The organism is Paenarthrobacter sp. AT5, from assembly GCF_032764245.1.
GTDB classification, from domain to species: Bacteria; Actinomycetota; Actinomycetes; order Actinomycetales; family Micrococcaceae; genus Arthrobacter; species Arthrobacter ureafaciens.
In genome coordinates this window covers 3034751-3050825 of sequence record NZ_CP136441.1, presented here as the reverse complement: position 1 = coordinate 3050825, position 16075 = coordinate 3034751, and the positions used below count along the sequence as shown (strand labels likewise).

Sequence of the window (16075 nt, the reverse complement as noted above, 5' to 3'; positions counted from 1 at the left end):
CGTTCCGGAGCCGCATCATGATTATGTACCTGCTGATGGCCCTCACGGCTGCCGTGGTGGCCTACGCGGGCACCTGGGGTGCGCGGGTCCTGGGCAATAAGCTTCGCCTGTACCAGCCCATCCGCAGCAGGGACATGCACTCGGCGCTGATCTCCAAGCTGGGGGGCCTGGGGATTTTTGCGGGGTTCTTCGCTGCCCTGGTGGTGGCCGGTAACTCCTTCTTCGTCAAGGACATTTTCCGGCAGAACGATGCCCCGTGGGGGATCCTGGCCGGCGCGGTAGTCATCGTGGCGGTCGGAGTTGCCGATGACATCCTGGACATCCGCTGGTGGATCAAGCTGCTGGGCCAGGCCGCGGCCGCTTTGATCGTGGCCATCTGGGGCGTCCGCATGTCCGTGGTTCCCTTCATTCCGGAACCGGTCTTCATCCAGTCCGAACTCGTCCAGATCGCCCTGACGGCCGGCTTGATCGTCACCACCATGAACGCGGTGAATTTCATCGACGGACTGGACGGCCTTGCCGCCGGCGTAGCGACGATCGGCGGGGGCGCCTTCTTCCTCACCGCGTACTGGGTCCACCGGAACAACCCCTCCACCGACAACTCGGATCTGGCAACGCTCCTGATGGCCATCCTGGTGGGCAGCTGCATCGGCTTCCTGCCGCATAACTGGTTCCCGGCGAAGATCTTCATGGGCGACTCCGGGGCGATGCTGATAGGGCTCCTGATGGCCTCTGCCGGCGTCGTGGCCACCGGACAGATCGAATCCGGCCTCTATGACCGCGCCAACGGTATTCCGACCATCATCCCGATCCTGTTGCCGTTCGCCGTGCTGTCATTGCCGCTGCTTGATTTCGGCATGGCCGTGGTGCGCAGGACGGCCCGCGGCCAGTCGCCCTGGTCCGCCGACCGCGGGCACCTCCACCACAAGCTGGTGGACCTTGGCTACTCGCACCGCACCGCCGTCGTGATGCTTTACGTCTGGACCTGCATTCTTGCTTTCGGCGGCGTGGCATTCGCCGTCTTTCCTTGGCAGATCGTCCTGATCGTGGACATCGTTGCGGCCCTGGTCATGGCGGCCATTACCGCGTGGCCCTACTTTACCCGTCATACGGCCCGGCCGGGGGAGTAGTCCATGACGTCCGGTTAGGGCCGAAGTTCTATCTCATGTAGAATTCTTGGTGCGGACAGTCACTCGCCCGTATCCCCGCTTTGAGAATCTGGCTCCCTGCCACAAGGATTGGTTTCCCCATGACATCCAACGCCCGATCCGGACATGCGTCCGGCCGCCGCGGCGATGGAATTTTTGGTGGGATCTCCTCTCTTTGGCTTCGGTTGCTGGTGCTGAGCTCCCTGGCTTCCGGCATCGCTGCCGCCGTGACGTTGGTTGTGGCAGCAATGATCGACGGCGGGCAAGGCGCGCTTTCGACGGCGGCCGGTGCCTTGCTGGTGATGCTCTTCTTCGCCATCAGCCTCCTGATAGGGCACTTCGTCGGCCGCGCAAATCCTTCCGGCGCCATTGGCCGTTTTGTTGCGACGTATTTCGTCAAGGTCGTGGGCTTCGCCGTGGTGCTTTTTGCCCTCGGCAGGCCTGACTGGATCATCGGCCGCTGGTTCCTCATCGGGGCCGTCGTGGGCGTAGTGGCATGGCAGGCTGCAGAACTCTACGGATTCAGCAAGGCACGCCTGCAGATTTTCAACGACCCCACAGAACCGAAGGGCGGCCCGGATGCCACTGCGTAAGCGCAAGCCCTCTCCGGACAACACCTCATCCGTTTCCCATGACGCCGGTGACCCGGCGGAAGCCTCGAACGACGGCGGATACAACGCCGGCATCGCGGTCTTCAGCTACATCATTGGCGGGATCATTGTCTGGAGTTTGATAGGCTGGGGACTGGATAATCTGTGGGGGACCCGCTGGATTGTGCTCCTTGGCGCTCTGCTTGGAGCCGCAGGAGGGTTCTATCTTTCCCATATGCACGGCCTCACCAAGCAACGCACTTCTGCTGGCGAGAGTAGCGCAGACCGCGGTCCGTCCAAGGACGGGAACAGTAATGCCAAATAATTTCACATGGAATGGGGATGCATTGAGTGTGTCCGCTTTCCGCCCAATGCCCAATGATGGACACAGCAGAGAGGAAACGCGTTGATCGCGCTTGCGCTCCCAGCCCAGGATTCGGGGTCCTTCACCCCACCCGGAATCGAAGAAATGCACCTGCCGGCAATCCTGCCTTGGGGTGCTGCGGACGGCTTCTCCAAGCAAATGCTGCTGGTGATCCTGTCGGTCGTCATTATCGCCGCCTTCTTTGTGGCCGCCGCGCGGAAGCAGCAGCTGGTCCCCGGCAAGCTGCAGTTCGCAGGCGAGATGGCCTACGGCTTCGTCCGTAACAGCATCGCCAAGGACATCATCGGCGGCAAAGACTTCATCAAGTACGTGCCCCTGCTGTTCAGCTTGTTCTTCTTCATCCTGGTGAACAACATCTACGGCGCCATTCCCGTCATCCAGCTCCCGAGCTTCTCCCACGTCGGCGGCGCCTACGTCCTCGCGGGCATCGTGTACTTCACCTGGATCATCATCGGCATCAAGAAGAACGGCCTGAAGTACTTCAAGCTTGCGACCGTTCCTTCGGGCGTGCCGTGGTACATCCTCCCGATCGTCGTACCGATCGAAATCATCTCCAACTTCCTGGTCCGCCCGGTAACGCACAGCCTCCGTCTGTTTGCCACCATGCTGGCCGGCCACCTCATCGTCATGCTCGCCGGCTCCGGCATCGAGTTCCTCGTCATGCAGGAGAACATCCTGCTCAAGGGAACCTCGGTCCTGGTGCTCGTCGGCGCGATCGCCATGTACATGCTCGAAGCACTGATCATGGCGCTGCAGGCTTACGTGTTCACCCTGCTGACCGCGATCTACATCGAAGGCGCCCTGCACGCCGACAGCCACTAAGGCACACAGTCTTCCCCTGATGGGGATTGAAGTAAACCAAACAACCTGCCACACGGGTGGCATCTTGAAAGGAAAAAAATGGAAGGCAATCTCAACCTCGTAGGTTACGGTCTGTCCGCAATCGGCGGTGGTATCGGTGTGGGTCTCGTGTTCGCGGCTTACATCAACGGTGTTGCTCGTCAGCCGGAAGCTCAGCGCGTGCTGCAGCCGATCGCATTCCTTGGTCTGGCACTGACCGAAGCTCTTGCCATCCTCGGCCTCGTCTTCGCTTTCGTTCTCTAGTTTCAACTTCAGAACAGCGAATTCCGCAACCGAGTAGATAGGACGGGTGAAATATGAATCAGCTGATCATCTCAGCCGCCACTGAAGGCGAAGAGGCAAACCCGCTCGTTCCCAACGTCTGGGAAATGGGCGTTGTCCTCGTCGGCTTCGCAGTCCTTCTGTTCATCGTGGTCAAGTTCATTGTCCCGATGTTCGAGAAGACGTTCGCTGAGCGCGCCGAAGCGATCGAAGGTGGCATCGCAAAGGCGGAGCAGGCCCAGGCCGAGGCTTCCGCAGCTCTTGAGGAGTACAAGCAGCAGCTCACCGATGCCCGTGCCGAGGCCAACCGCATCCGCGAGGAAGCACGCGCCGAAGGTGCCCAGATCCTGGCGGACCTGAAGGCAAAGGCAGCTGCCGAGTCTGCACGCATTACCGAGCAGGCACACGCAGCCATCGAGTCGGAGCGCGCAGCTGCTGTTGTGTCCCTCCGCTCCGAGGTCGGCACATTGGCTACCACGCTGGCAGGTCGCATTGTTGGTGAAGCACTGACGGATGACGAGCGTGCCGCGCGCGTTGTTGACCGCTTCCTGGCTGATCTGGAGACCCAGAACGCAGGTGCAGCTAGCTAATGGCAGGTATATCGAGCGAATCGCTGACCACGGCGCTGGCGGACTTGGAAGCCAAGCTTCCTCTGGCCTCGCTGCAGTTGGCTAAGGACCTCTTCGGAATCCTGGGAACGGTGGACAGCTCGGCTGGCTTGCGCCGCGCCCTGACTGATCCGTCCCGCAGCGGAGACGAGAAGTCGGCGCTGGTCAAGCAGCTGGTTGGCGGAAAAGTCTCCGCTGATGCTGCTGAGATCGCAGGCGGACTGGCCAGCTCACGCTGGGCATCTGCTCGTGATATCGGCGATGCACTCGAGACGCTTGCCGCCACGGTCGTCATTGCCGTAGCTGAAAAGAAGTCGGCCGTTTCTGCCTCCGGAATCACGGGGCTGGAAGAGCTGGAAAACGATCTGTTTGCCTTCAACCAGGTTGTCGCTTCCAGCCACGAAGTACAACGTGCCTTGTCTGAGCCGCAGGCAACGGACGCAGCCAAGCTCGCACTTGTCGGGAAGCTGCTTCCAGGCATCAGCGAGGAGGCCAAGGTCCTCATCGGCCAGGCCGTTACGGCGCCGCGCGGTGTTAAGCCGAGCAAGCTCGTCGAATCCTTCGCGAAGCTTGCAGCCAAGCGTCAGCAGCGCTGGATTGCAACCGTCAGCGTTACCCGTCCGTTGACGGAAACGCAGGCCAGCCGACTGCAGGCCGGGCTGAACGCGCTGTACGGCCGCGAACTGAAGGTCAACGTCAACGTTGAACCATCGCTGATCGGCGGAATCCGGGTACAGGTGGGAGACGAAGTGCTGGACGCTTCCGTTATCGCCCGCCTGACCGAACTCCGCCGCCAGCTCGCCGGCTAACCAGGCAAAGCACAACTAACTGATATAAAACCCGGTCATCGTGAGCAACGATGATCACGAAAACAGGAGAGCAGGGACTGCAGATGGCCGAATTGACCATCAACGCCGACGACGTCCGTAATGCGTTGAACGAGTTCGCGGCGTCCTACGAACCCGGTAACGCAGAGCGCGTAGAGGTTGGTCGCGTGACCACCGCCAGTGACGGCATCGCCCGTGTTGAGGGTCTTCCCTCGGTCATGGCGAACGAGCTGCTTCGCTTCGAAGACGGCACCCTGGGCCTCGCCCAGAACCTCGACGTCCGCGAAATCGGTGTGATCGTACTCGGTGACTTCACCGGAATTGAAGAAGGCCAGGAAGTTCACCGCACCGGTGAGATCCTGTCCGTGCCCGTTGGCGACGCCTTCCTGGGCCGTGTGGTTGACCCCCTGGGCCAGCCCATTGACGACCTCGGCGAGATCAAGGCCGAAGCCACCCGCGCCCTGGAGCTCCAGGCTCCGGGCGTAACCGAGCGCAAGTCGGTTCACGAACCGATGCAGACCGGCCTCAAGGCTATCGACGCCATGATCCCGATCGGCCGTGGCCAGCGTCAGCTGATCATTGGTGACCGCCAGACCGGCAAGACCGCAATCGCCGTTGACACCATCATCAACCAGAAGGCCAACTGGGCTTCCGGCGATGTCAACAAGCAGGTTCGCTGCGTTTACGTCGGTGTCGGCCAGAAGGCTTCCACCATCGCTGCCGTCCGTCAGACGCTCGAAGACCACGGTGCACTGGAGTACACCACCATCGTGGCTTCCCCGGCATCTGACCCGGCCGGCTTCAAGTACCTGGCACCGTACGCAGGTTCGGCCATTGGCCAGCACTGGATGTACGGCGGCAAGCACGTCCTGGTGATCTTCGATGACCTGTCCAAGCAGGCCGAAGCTTACCGCGCCGTGTCCCTCTTGCTGCGCCGTCCGCCGGGACGTGAAGCATACCCGGGTGACGTCTTCTACTTGCACTCCCGTCTGCTGGAGCGTTGTGCAAAGCTCTCCGACGAGTTGGGCGCAGGCTCCATGACCGGTCTTCCGATCGTCGAGACCAAGGCGAATGACGTTTCCGCCTACATCCCGACCAACGTGATCTCCATCACCGATGGCCAGATCTTCCTCCAGTCGGACCTCTTCAACGCCAACCAGCGTCCCGCTGTTGACGTTGGTGTGTCCGTCTCCCGCGTGGGTGGTTCGGCACAGGTCAAGTCCATGAAGAAGGTCTCCGGTACCTTGAAGCTGGACCTGGCGCAGTACCGCGACATGCAGGCATTCGCCATGTTCGCCTCGGACCTTGACGCTGCTTCCCGTCAGCAGCTGACCCGTGGCGCACGTCTGATGGAGCTCCTCAAGCAGGGCCAGTACTCGCCGTTCCCGGTCGAGGACCAGGTTGTCTCCATCTGGGCCGGTACCAACGGTTACCTGGACGACGTTCCGGTTGAGGACATCAGCCGCTTCGAAGCCGAGTTCCTGGAGCACCTGAGGCACCAGTCCTCCATCCTGACCACGCTGGCCCAGACCAACGTCCTGGATGACGACACCACCGCAGCGCTGAAGGAAGCCATCGTTTCCTTCAAGAAGGGCTTCTTCGGTGAAGGCGACAACCGTCTGGTTGGTGCCGGCCACGAAGAGTACGAAGCGATCTCGGGCGGCGACGTCGACCAGGAAAAGATCGTCAAGCAGAAGCGCTAGTTTCGATGACCTGCTCTGCCGGGGTCCGCAAGGGCCCCGGCAGGGCAGTACGTCGGGAACTTAGGAAAGGATAAGTATGGGAGCCCAGATCCGGGTCTACCGTCAGAAGATCAGCTCGACGACGTCGATGCGCAAGATCTTCAAGGCGATGGAACTGATCGCTACCTCGCGCATTGGCAAGGCCCGTGCCCGCGTAGCAGCTTCACTGCCGTACGCGAACGCCATCACCCGCGCCGTTTCTGCTGTCGCGACTCAGAGCGAAATCGACCACCCGCTGACCACCGAGCCGGAGCAGATCCGTCGGGCCGCAGTCCTGGTTATCACCTCGGACCGTGGCCTTGCAGGATCCTACTCCGCCAGCGTGCTCAAGCAGGCCGAAGGCCTCACCGAGCTGCTTCGCGAAGAAGGCAAGGAAATCAAGTCTTACCTGGTCGGCCGCAAGGCGCAGGCTTACTTCGAATTCCGCAACCGTGAATACGCCCGCGTCTGGACCGGCGGCACGGATGCGCCGGAATTCGGGACCGCCCGTGAAATCGGTGCTGCCCTCCTCGAAGACTTCGCCACCGCGTATGAAGAGGGAGGCGTGGACGAGATCCACGTCGTCTACACCCGCTTCAAGTCCATGGTGACGCAGGAACCGACGGTCATCCGTCTGCTCCCGCTCGAGGTCGTGGAAGAGGAAGCAGCCTCGGAGTCCGAGCTGCTGCCGCTGTACGAATTTGAACCGGAAACCGAGCAGGTCCTTGATGCCCTGCTTCCGCGTTACATCGAATCCCGCATCTTCGCAGCCATGCTGCAGGCCGCAGCTTCCGAGCTAGCAGCCCGCCAGCGCGCCATGAAGTCGGCCGGTGACAACGCAACGGAACTGATCAAGAAGTACACGCGCCTTCGCAACACGGCCCGTCAGGCCGAAATCACGCAGGAGCTTTCCGAGATCGTGGCCGGCGCAGACGCCCTCGCGTCCTAGCCGGTAGGGATCCGGCCCGAAGCCGCACCTGCACCAAACAGATAAACTTAACCCACGCCATCTACTGAGTGAAGTGAGAGAGATGACTGCCACTGCTACCGAACACGTAGCAACGGCCGGTGCAACCGGTCGTATTGCCCGTGTTATTGGTCCGGTTGTCGACGTCGAATTCCCGGCTGACGCAATCCCCGAGATCTACAACGCGCTGACCACCGAGGTTACCCTCAACGGCCAGACCAAGACCATCACGTTCGAGACCTCCCAGCACCTGGGTGACAACCTCGTCCGCGCCATCTCCCTGCAGGCAACCGACGGCCTCGTCCGCGGCACCACTGTCCAGGACACCGGCGCTCCGATCTCCGTGCCCGTTGGCGACGGAGTCAAGGGCCACATCTTCAACGTCCTCGGCAAGCCGCTTGACGTCGACGAGTCGGAAATCAAGGCGGACGCCTACTGGCCGATCCACCGCAAGGCTCCGAGCTTCGCTTCGCTCGAGGGCTCCACGGAGATGCTCGAAACCGGCATCAAGGTCATCGACCTCCTGACCCCCTACATCAAGGGTGGAAAGATTGGTCTGTTCGGTGGCGCCGGTGTGGGCAAGACCGTTCTGATCCAGGAAATGATCACCCGTGTTGCCCGTAACTTCGGTGGTACCTCGGTATTCGCCGGTGTTGGCGAGCGTACGCGTGAAGGAAACGACCTCTGGGTTGAAATGGAAGAGGCAGGCGTCCTCAAGGACACCGCCCTTGTCTTCGGCCAGATGGATGAGCCGCCGGGAACGCGCTTGAGGGTCGCACTGTCTGCGCTCACGATGGCGGAGTACTTCCGCGATGTCCAGAACCAGGACGTGCTGCTCTTCATCGACAACATCTTCCGCTTCACGCAGGCAGGTTCGGAAGTTTCCACGCTGCTCGGCCGTATGCCGTCCGCCGTGGGCTACCAGCCCAACCTTGCTGACGAGATGGGTCTGCTCCAGGAGCGCATTACGTCCACCAAGGGCCACTCGATCACGTCCATGCAGGCAATTTACGTGCCCGCTGACGACTACACGGACCCGGCTCCGGCAACCACGTTCGCCCACTTGGATGCCACCACGGAACTTTCCCGTGAAATCGCATCCCGTGGCCTGTACCCGGCTGTTGATCCGCTGACGTCCACGTCCCGTATTCTGGACCCGCAGTACATCGGCAAGGACCACTACAACACGGCTGTTCGTGTTAAGCAGATCCTGCAGAAAAACAAGGAACTCCAGGACATCATCGCCATCCTCGGTGTTGACGAACTGTCCGAAGAGGACAAGATCGTCGTGTCGCGTGCACGCCGTATCCAGCAGTTCCTCTCCCAGAACACCTACACCGCCAAGCAGTTCACCGGCGTCGAGGGCTCCACCGTTTCCATCAAGGACACGGTCGAAGGCTTCACCGCCATCTGCGACGGCGAGCTGGACCACATCGCAGAGCAGGCGTTCTTCAACGTCGGCGGCCTGGATGACGTCGAGCGCAACTGGGCCAAGATCCAGGAACAGACCAAGTAATATGGCTGAGCTTGAGGTTGAGATTGTCGCGGAGGACCACTTCGTGTGGTCCGGCGCGGCCAAGATGGTGAAGGCCCGCACCAGCGATGGTGAAATCGGAATCCTGCCGGGCCACTCGCCCCTTCTGGCCATTTTGGCTGAGGGCGAGTTGGCAATCCAGCCGGTTTCCGGTGACCGGATTGCGGTAGTGGTCGATGGCGGGTTCTTCTCCGTCGACAACGATCGTGTGGTCATTGTTGCTGACAACGCCAACTTGGGCGAAGCGGCTACAGCGGGGATCCGATAGCTAGACCTTGATGGACGATTCCCTTATTCCGTTCATCGCCTTGGCAGCGGCGTTTGCGTTGCTTGTTTTTTCACTGTGCCTTTTCGGGGTGCGCCGCTTCAATCTGCGGCGCGCCCTGGGCACGGTCGACGCCTCCATTTGCATTGCTGGAAACAGCTGGCAGATGGGGGTTTGTCGTTATCAGGACATGGAACTCGAGTGGTTCCGTTTAATGTCCCTCAGCGTGGTACCTAAGTACCGTTTCAAGCGCAGCTCGCTTGAGCTTCTTGGCAGGCGCAAGCCCACTGAAGAAGAGCTTGTCCAAGTACAACCCGATGTGGTGGTGGTCGAGCTTCAGTACGAGGGCAAGAAGTTCCTGCTGGCCATGAAGTTCGAAGCCTACGCGGGGCTTTCTTCCTGGCTGGAGGCCGGTCCGGTCATCGGCGTCGGCACCTGGCGATAGAAGCATGGACTTCCTGTCCGACCTCCGCCTCGTGGATGGTCCGTTCTTCTGGTTTGCATGGTTGTGCGGCCTTGCCGGTGGAATAGTCCTCCTGTGGCGCCGGCAACGTACGTGGCCCGTCGTCGTGCTCGGAGCAGCTGTCCTGGCTGTCGTTATCCTGGCCCTGGTGCACTGGGTTCTTGTCGACCTCCTGGCCACCTTCTCCGAAAATCTTCCCTTTGAGGTGCTGGCGTGGTCCGCGCCCGGAGTGGCGGCCGTCTTGCTGTGTGCAGTACGGCTTCGGCATTCTTCGTGGAAAGGACGCGCGGGAAGTGTCCTGGCTGCCTTGGGCGTGATTCTCCTGAGCGCGGTCCAAGTGAATCAATACTTCGGACTCAACAACACGGTGGCCGACCTTTTGGGCACGGCTGTCGCCCGGATCCAGCCGCTGGAAGCCAGACTGCAACGAGCGCCCGCCAGCGCACCGGGTCCGTCCGTCACCTCGTGGAAGGCCCCCGACGGCATGCCGGAGGGCGGCATACTTCGTCGCGCGAGCATTCCGGGCACCGAGTCAGGCTTCAACGCGCGCGAGGCCTATATCTATCTACCGCCTGCCTACCTGGCGCCACCCCGTCCAAGCCTTCCTGTACTGGTCCTGTTTTCCGGCCAGCCGGGTGGTCCCTCGGATTGGCTGACGGGCGGTCAGCTACGTGCGCAACTGGACAGGTTTGCGGAGCATCACGGCGGTATCGCGCCGGTGACCATAGTTGTTGATCCCAACGGCTCCGGCAATGCCAACACCATGTGCATGGACAGCCGTATTGCCCAAGCCGATACCTACCTTTCCAAGGATGTCCCTGCATGGATCAGTAAAACCTTGGATGTCTCCACGGCTCCCGGGCAGTGGGCTGTGGGAGGCTTCTCCTTCGGCGGAACCTGCGCCGTCCAAATGGGTACAGCCCATCCGGAACTCTTCACCTCCGTGCTCGGTTTTTCAGCCGAGCAGGAACCGGCCCTTGCCAAGGACCGAAACAAGACGATCGCTGACTCGTTCGACGGCGACGCCGCAGCTTTCGAATCCCGGACGCCTTTGGTACTCATGCAGGAGCGACAGTACGAAGGCAGCGGTATGTACCTCACCGCCGGTGCCACTGACAACGAATTCCTCGGCTACATGCAGGTGCTTGCGGAGGCTGCCCGTTCCGCGGGCTTCGACGTGGAGGACCACTCCATTGAACACGCCGGGCATTCCTGGGACAGTGTTGTCCGCGGGATGCCAGGTGCGCTCGATTTCCTTGCCGGCCGCTGGGGTCTCACCCCGTGAGCCTGGCAGTCCAGGGTGTCCTTCAACCGGTGATCCGTCAAGCGGTGAGGCATGTGCAGTCCACACCGTTTACCTTGTTCGTCGTGGCTGTCTTCCTCACGGTCGCCGCGTTGTCGGGGAGTATACTTTCCGGGCCGCCGGAGTCTTTGCTGCCGATAGCCGGAGTCACCCTGGAGGGTTTGAAAGCGGGGGAGTGGTGGTCCATCTGGACCTCCCTGCTGTTCACGACGAACGTTCCCGCGTTCATCGTGGCGGTGCTCATGGTGTTGATTTTTCTCGGCTTCTCGGAACGCCATCTAGGCTCCCTGCGGACCGCGGGCCTGTTTTTGGGATGCCAGTTCGCGTGTGTCACGGCCTTCCTGCTGGTGACCCAGGTGGCACAGTACGTCAACGACGGTTGGCTCTCGGCAATGGTGGATCATCGGCTCATTGGTCCGTACGGGGCGGTCCTGGCCACCGGCCTCGCCGCGAGTGCCAAGCTCACGGCGCTCTGGCAGCGCCGTTTTCGCACCGTTGCTTTGTCCTTGACGTTGCTGTTGGTCCTGTACGTGGGGCATCCGGAAACTGTGGTGGGGTTCCTGGGCGCGTTGGTGGGCCTGGTGGGTGCCTGGTGGGCCCAAAGCAATGAGGGCAGCCTCCATTTGCACCGTTCCACCGCACGCGAGGTCAGGACCCTGCTCTCGTTGACCACTGCCATCTTCGCTGTCGGACCCCTTCTGACGACGGTAGCGAAGGGTCCGTCCGGTCCGCTGGCGTTGCTGCGGGACGTTATCCTCAACCCTTTGCCCACGCTGAGCCAATTGGAGACCAATTGTGGAGGGAGCATCGATGTTGCCTGCCTTGAACTGGCCCGGCAGGGGTACACGGGGCCTTTTGGATTGGCTTTGGCGGTGGTTCCCATGGCCTTGCTGCTCATCTGTGCCGACGGCATGCGCAGGGGACGTCGGCTGGCCCTGGGCATAGCCATAGGCGTCCAAGTGGTGGTGGTGGCGCTGTCCACGGTCTACCTCGCACTGTTTGCGAGCATGCCCTTTAACATCGCCCGTCCCCGGACCGGGCTGCTGGGGTCAGCGGTGGCGCACATCGTCCCGCTGGTGTTGGTGCCGTTGATCCTCGCTGTCCTCCTCTTTGCCTACCGTGGCCACTTCCGCGTGGACTCTTCCGTGCGGCTCCGCCGCAGGATCTTCTGGGTGGTGGGCGTCACCGGAGGGGTACTTGTGCTTCTCTACGTCGCGGTATGGTTCGCATCCGGCGGGATGACGCGCGACGGCGGCCTGCTGGGTCTGGGTGCCGAGCTCGCACGTCAGTACCTGCCGGTTCCGCTGCCCGGGGTCTACCGGAGGGTTTTTGCCGAGCGCGATGCCCTGGAAGCTTTCCTGTTCTCGTACTCCGGAACAGTCTTTTGGCTGGTGGCTTTGCTGGGCGTGTGGGTTTTGCTGGTCCGGGGACACCACGCCGGTGGCCTGGACCGGGAGTCCCGGGAACGCGCCAGGAAACTGGTGAAAGCAGGCGGCGACTCCCTGTCATGGATGACCCTGTGGGAGCCCAGGAAGTACTGGTTTACTGACGACGGCCATGGGGCTGTGACCTTCCAGCAACACGGCAATGTGGCTTTGACCCTGGCTGGGCCCATCGGACGGTCGGAGCACCACAGGGATACAGCCCTCGGTTTCCTGGATTATTGCGCGCAGCACGCGTTGGTCCCTTGCCTCTACTCGTGCACGGAGGAGTTGTGGCCTGTGCTGCGGACCAGGGGTTTCCGGCGTGTGGCGGTAGCCCAGGAGACAAGGCTGAGGATCCGGGGCCTGGAGTTCCGCGGCAAGGAATGGCAGAACGTGCGCACGGCCCTCAACAGGGCGGCCAAGATGGGAATTACTGCGGTATGGGGCAGCTACCCGACCCTGCCGCACGGGCTGCGGGCGCAGGTCGGCGAAGTCTCCGAAGAGTGGGCTGCACAGAAGCGGGTGCCTGAAATGGGCTTCACGCTGGGCAGCCTTGACGAGCTGGACGACCCCGAGGTCCTGTGTTGCGTGGCCGTGGATGAAAACGGCCTGGTGTACGGAGTCACCAGCTGGCTGCCCGTGTACGACGACGGAAAGGTGGTGAGCTGGACCCTGGACTTCATGAGGCGCCGTGGCGATGCCTTCCCGGGAGTCATGGAATTCCTTATCGCCTCGGCCGTGCTGCATCTCAGGGATTCCGTGGAGGTTATTTCGCTGTCAGGTTCTCCACTGGCAAGAGAGAAGGAAGAGATGGACCAGCGGCCGGAAGGGCTGGCCGGAATCCTGGACTTGGTCGGACAGGCTTTGGAACCGGTTTATGGCTTCCGTTCCCTGGCTTCCTTCAAATCACGCTTCCAGCCCGACTATCGCACGCTCTACATGTATTACCAGGACCCGTTGCACCTCCCGGCCATGGGAAGGGCACTAAGCCGCGCTTACCTTCCGGGTTTATCAGTGCGGCACACTGCAAGGCTGTTGCGTACTTTGGTTGGTTAAATTGTCAACACCCATTCCCGGTGCGCAAGCTATTCCACGCAGTTTGTGACCAGGTTTGTTGAGATCGGACATATCCGGCATTAAAGGTGCTGTCTTAAAACAGCTTGGCCCCGGTACGAAACCGGGGCCAATCTGGTGTGAAACTGCGTTCGGCCTGTCCTAAAACGGGCCCCGGCAGATTTCGGTGGCTAATTAGACAACGGTAACGCCGGTTGCCTGCGGGCCCTTGGCGCCCTGGCCGATCTCGAACTGAACGCGCTGGTTCTCATCGAGGGTCTTGAAACCACCGGTCTGGATCTCGGAGTAGTGAACGAAAACGTCGCCATCCGCGTCATCCGGGGTAATGAAGCCGAAGCCCTTTTCAGCGTTGAACCACTTAACGGTTCCCAGTGCCATGTATTTCTCCTCATTATGGAACTTCAGTCCGATACACCTCGTACCGGCTTTGTTACTCCGCGAGAAGATCCGCAAACCGACTGGGGCACAGTTGGATTTGCAGGAGCTTCACGCTCGCAACCCGTCTTGCGAGCATGAAAACCACCTACACAAAGACTGCTACAACACTTTCATGAGCGCTGCCGGAGGTCAACGGTCTTTTAGGCAATTTGGCGAAAATTTTCGGTAAAAAGGAGGTAACGCGACACCCTAATTCGCGGGGCACCGTTTGGCGTCACGACAACCATTCACCATTACGCATCACGCCGGTCAGGCCCAGTTCCTGGTCTGTCGTCACAACGTCGGCACGGAGCCCCCGCCGGAGACCCCCGATCTCGTCGGAAAGGCCCAGGACGGCGGCAGGTACCGAGGTGGCTGAACACACGGCCTCGGGCAAGCCGACCCCGGCGGCGACAGTCCTTCGCACTACACCCAGCAGGGTAGAGGTTCCGCCGGCGATGGACCCGGTGGCATCCAGCGTGGCAACGCCGTTGGTGACGGTCACCGGGGACGGTCCCAGCATGTAGTTGCCGTCCGCCAGCCCCGCAGCGGCCATGGAGTCGGTGACCAGGAGGATGTTCGGAGCGCCGATCAACTGGAAGACCGTGGCCACCATGGCGGGATCAAGGTGGGTGTCGTCGGCAATGAGTTCCACCACCGCTTTGCCTTCCTGCGCCATCCGCAGGCAGGCGGCCACAGGACCCGGCGCGCGGTGGTGCATCGGAGGCATGCCGTTGAAAAGGTGGGTGACGGTGGGCAGCGAGCTGACGCCGTCGAACCCTGCCGACTCCAGGCCTTCCTTGGCCGCGGCGAGGGAAGCGGCCGCAACGGCGTAGTCGCAGTCGGTGTGACCCAGGGATGGGGTCACCCCGTGGGAAGTCATCAGGTCAACCAAGGCAGCAGCGTCGGGGAGTTCCGGCGCGTAGGTCATGGTGGCGAGCTTGCCGGCGGCAGCGAACACCAGTTCCTCCATCAGGTCCAGGTCCGGATCCAGCAGGTAGTCCGGGTTCTGTGCGCCGCACCTGGCATGCGACAGGAAGGGTCCTTCGAGGTGGATGCCGCCAACAAGACCTTCGTCCGCAAGCTTCACGTAAAGCTCTATGCCGCGCAGCAGATCCTCCCGCGGAGCGGTGACCATGCTGGCCAGGAACGTGGTGGTTCCCGAACGGTGGAGGAAAGCGGCTGCCTTCCGGGCGGACTCTTCCTCGCCCTTGGGAAAGTCCCCGCCGTCTCCGCCATGGCAATGGACATCCACCAGGCCTGGAAGGATCAGGTGGCCGGTTGGCACTCCGTGCCGGATCGCGGTGGCGAAGCCGGGGAAATCCTCGGCGTCGAAGTCGGCGGCGGGTCCGGCGTAAGCGATGCGGTCGCCGTCGATGGCCAGGAGGCCGTCCTCGATGACGGAGCCGTCCGTGACCAAAGTTCCCGCGAGAATCTGGAGGCTGGGCGCGGGAGGGGCAGTGTGCTCTGCGGCAGTCATGCTTTCGATTCTAGTGGCCTGCGGCACAGCACCCGGGAAGGGGCGTCAGAAGAGCCGGGACTCACTGTCATCCACGCCGCGCATGGCGTCATAATCCAGGGTGACGCAATCAATGCCGCGGTCGTTGGCCAGGACCTTGGCTTGGGGCTTGATCTGCTGGGCGGCAAAGATGCCCCGTACGGGAGCAAGAAGCGGATCGCGGTTGAGCAGTTCCAGGTAACGGGTCAACTGTTCCACGCCGTCAATATCGCCGCGGCGCTTCAACTCGATGGCTACCGTGCCTCCGTTGGCGTCCCTGGCAAGGATGTCTACAGGCCCGATTGCCGTGAAGTACTCCCGCCGTATCAATGAATAGCCCGGTCCCAACGTCTCGATCTGCTCGGCGAGCAGGCGCTGGAGGTCGGCTTCGACGCCGTCCTTGATGAGGCCCGGGTCCACTCCCAGTTCGTGGGAGGTGTCATGGAGGTGTTCATGGATGTTGATGATGAGGCGGTCATCGGTTTTAGCGGACTGGACCGTCCACTGCTCCACCACGCCTTCCTCCACCTCGGTCTCTTCCGGGGAGATAACCCGGAGGGTGGCCGGCGGGCTCATCCAGTTCAAGGGCTTGTAGGAGCCGCCATCGGAATGCACCAGGACGGAGCCGTCAGCCTTCACCAGCAGGAGCCTTGTGGCCAGCGGCAGATGGGCCTTAAGGCGGCCAACATAATCAACAGAACAACGGGCTATGACAAGTCGCACCCGCCC

General features: G+C 61.7%; 17 protein-coding genes. 14 read left to right on the top strand and 3 right to left on the bottom strand.

Annotation, left to right across the window (positions count from 1 at the left end):
- Positions 1 to 17 precede the first annotated feature (17 nt).
- From RI444_RS14055 to RI444_RS13990, 14 genes are all read left to right on the top strand, one after another.
- Positions 18 to 1130 carry an MraY family glycosyltransferase gene (locus RI444_RS14055; RefSeq protein WP_062097168.1) on the top strand — a complete coding sequence of 371 codons (1113 nt, stop codon included), beginning with the start codon at positions 18 to 20 and terminating at the stop codon, positions 1128 to 1130.
- Positions 1131 to 1249: 119 nt separating this feature from the next.
- The gene (locus RI444_RS14050; RefSeq protein WP_207604451.1) at positions 1250 to 1741 is read left to right on the top strand and encodes a hypothetical protein; all 492 of its coding nucleotides are present in this window, start codon (positions 1250 to 1252) and stop codon (positions 1739 to 1741) included.
- The gene (locus RI444_RS14045; protein ID WP_021470999.1) at positions 1728 to 2063 is read left to right on the top strand and encodes a hypothetical protein; all 336 of its coding nucleotides are present in this window, start codon (positions 1728 to 1730) and stop codon (positions 2061 to 2063) included. The genes RI444_RS14050 and RI444_RS14045 overlap by 14 nt, the downstream gene beginning before the upstream one ends.
- 81 nt (positions 2064 to 2144) lie before the next feature.
- Positions 2145 to 2945, top strand: coding sequence for a F0F1 ATP synthase subunit A (gene atpB, locus RI444_RS14040; protein ID WP_021470998.1), 801 nt, complete (start codon positions 2145 to 2147; stop codon positions 2943 to 2945).
- Between the two features lie 78 nt (positions 2946 to 3023).
- A complete protein-coding gene (gene atpE, locus RI444_RS14035; RefSeq protein WP_009356484.1) occupies positions 3024 to 3227 on the top strand; it encodes an ATP synthase F0 subunit C in 204 nt (67 codons plus the stop codon).
- 53 nt (positions 3228 to 3280) lie between these two features.
- On the top strand, positions 3281 to 3835 hold the full coding sequence (locus tag RI444_RS14030; RefSeq protein ID WP_021470997.1) for a F0F1 ATP synthase subunit B: 555 nt from the start codon (positions 3281 to 3283) through the stop codon (positions 3833 to 3835).
- Positions 3835 to 4662, top strand: coding sequence for a F0F1 ATP synthase subunit delta (locus tag RI444_RS14025; protein ID WP_021470996.1), 828 nt, complete (start codon positions 3835 to 3837; stop codon positions 4660 to 4662). The genes RI444_RS14030 and RI444_RS14025 overlap by 1 nt, the downstream gene beginning before the upstream one ends.
- 83 nt (positions 4663 to 4745) lie before the next feature.
- Complete coding sequence (gene atpA, locus RI444_RS14020) at positions 4746 to 6383, top strand: F0F1 ATP synthase subunit alpha (protein ID WP_021470995.1); 1638 nt, start codon at positions 4746 to 4748, stop codon at positions 6381 to 6383.
- 76 nt (positions 6384 to 6459) lie between these two features.
- Positions 6460 to 7350 carry a F0F1 ATP synthase subunit gamma gene (locus tag RI444_RS14015; protein ID WP_021470994.1) on the top strand — a complete coding sequence of 297 codons (891 nt, stop codon included), beginning with the start codon at positions 6460 to 6462 and terminating at the stop codon, positions 7348 to 7350.
- Between the two features lie 82 nt (positions 7351 to 7432).
- Positions 7433 to 8884, top strand: a complete 1452-nt coding sequence (gene atpD, locus RI444_RS14010; RefSeq protein ID WP_021470993.1) for a F0F1 ATP synthase subunit beta — start codon at positions 7433 to 7435, stop codon at positions 8882 to 8884.
- Position 8885: 1 nt separating this feature from the next.
- Complete coding sequence (locus RI444_RS14005; RefSeq protein ID WP_021470992.1) at positions 8886 to 9170, top strand: F0F1 ATP synthase subunit epsilon; 285 nt, start codon at positions 8886 to 8888, stop codon at positions 9168 to 9170.
- Positions 9171 to 9180: 10 nt separating this feature from the next.
- On the top strand, positions 9181 to 9612 hold the full coding sequence (locus tag RI444_RS14000; protein ID WP_021470991.1) for a DUF2550 domain-containing protein: 432 nt from the start codon (positions 9181 to 9183) through the stop codon (positions 9610 to 9612).
- A gap of 4 nt (positions 9613 to 9616) precedes the next feature.
- A complete protein-coding gene (locus RI444_RS13995; RefSeq protein ID WP_207604452.1) occupies positions 9617 to 10915 on the top strand; it encodes an alpha/beta hydrolase in 1299 nt (432 codons plus the stop codon).
- Positions 10897 to 13413 carry a bifunctional lysylphosphatidylglycerol flippase/synthetase MprF gene (locus RI444_RS13990; protein WP_207605883.1) on the top strand — a complete coding sequence of 839 codons (2517 nt, stop codon included), beginning with the start codon at positions 10897 to 10899 and terminating at the stop codon, positions 13411 to 13413. The genes RI444_RS13995 and RI444_RS13990 overlap by 19 nt, the downstream gene beginning before the upstream one ends.
- Positions 13414 to 13605: 192 nt before the next feature.
- Here RI444_RS13990 and RI444_RS13985 read toward each other — a convergent pair whose 3' ends face one another.
- From RI444_RS13985 to nucS, 3 genes are all read right to left on the bottom strand, one after another.
- Entirely contained in the window at positions 13606 to 13809 is a 204-nt protein-coding gene (locus RI444_RS13985; protein WP_017199737.1) for a cold-shock protein, read from the bottom strand.
- A 274-nt stretch (positions 13810 to 14083) separates the two neighbouring features.
- Positions 14084 to 15328 (bottom strand): N-acetylglucosamine-6-phosphate deacetylase, encoded by a 1245-nt coding sequence (locus tag RI444_RS13980; RefSeq protein WP_207604453.1) that lies wholly within the window; start codon positions 15326 to 15328, stop codon positions 14084 to 14086.
- Positions 15329 to 15373: 45 nt separating this feature from the next.
- The gene (gene nucS / locus RI444_RS13975; protein WP_031216065.1) at positions 15374 to 16069 is read right to left on the bottom strand and encodes an endonuclease NucS; all 696 of its coding nucleotides are present in this window, start codon (positions 16067 to 16069) and stop codon (positions 15374 to 15376) included.
- Positions 16070 to 16075: the final 6 nt, after the last annotated feature.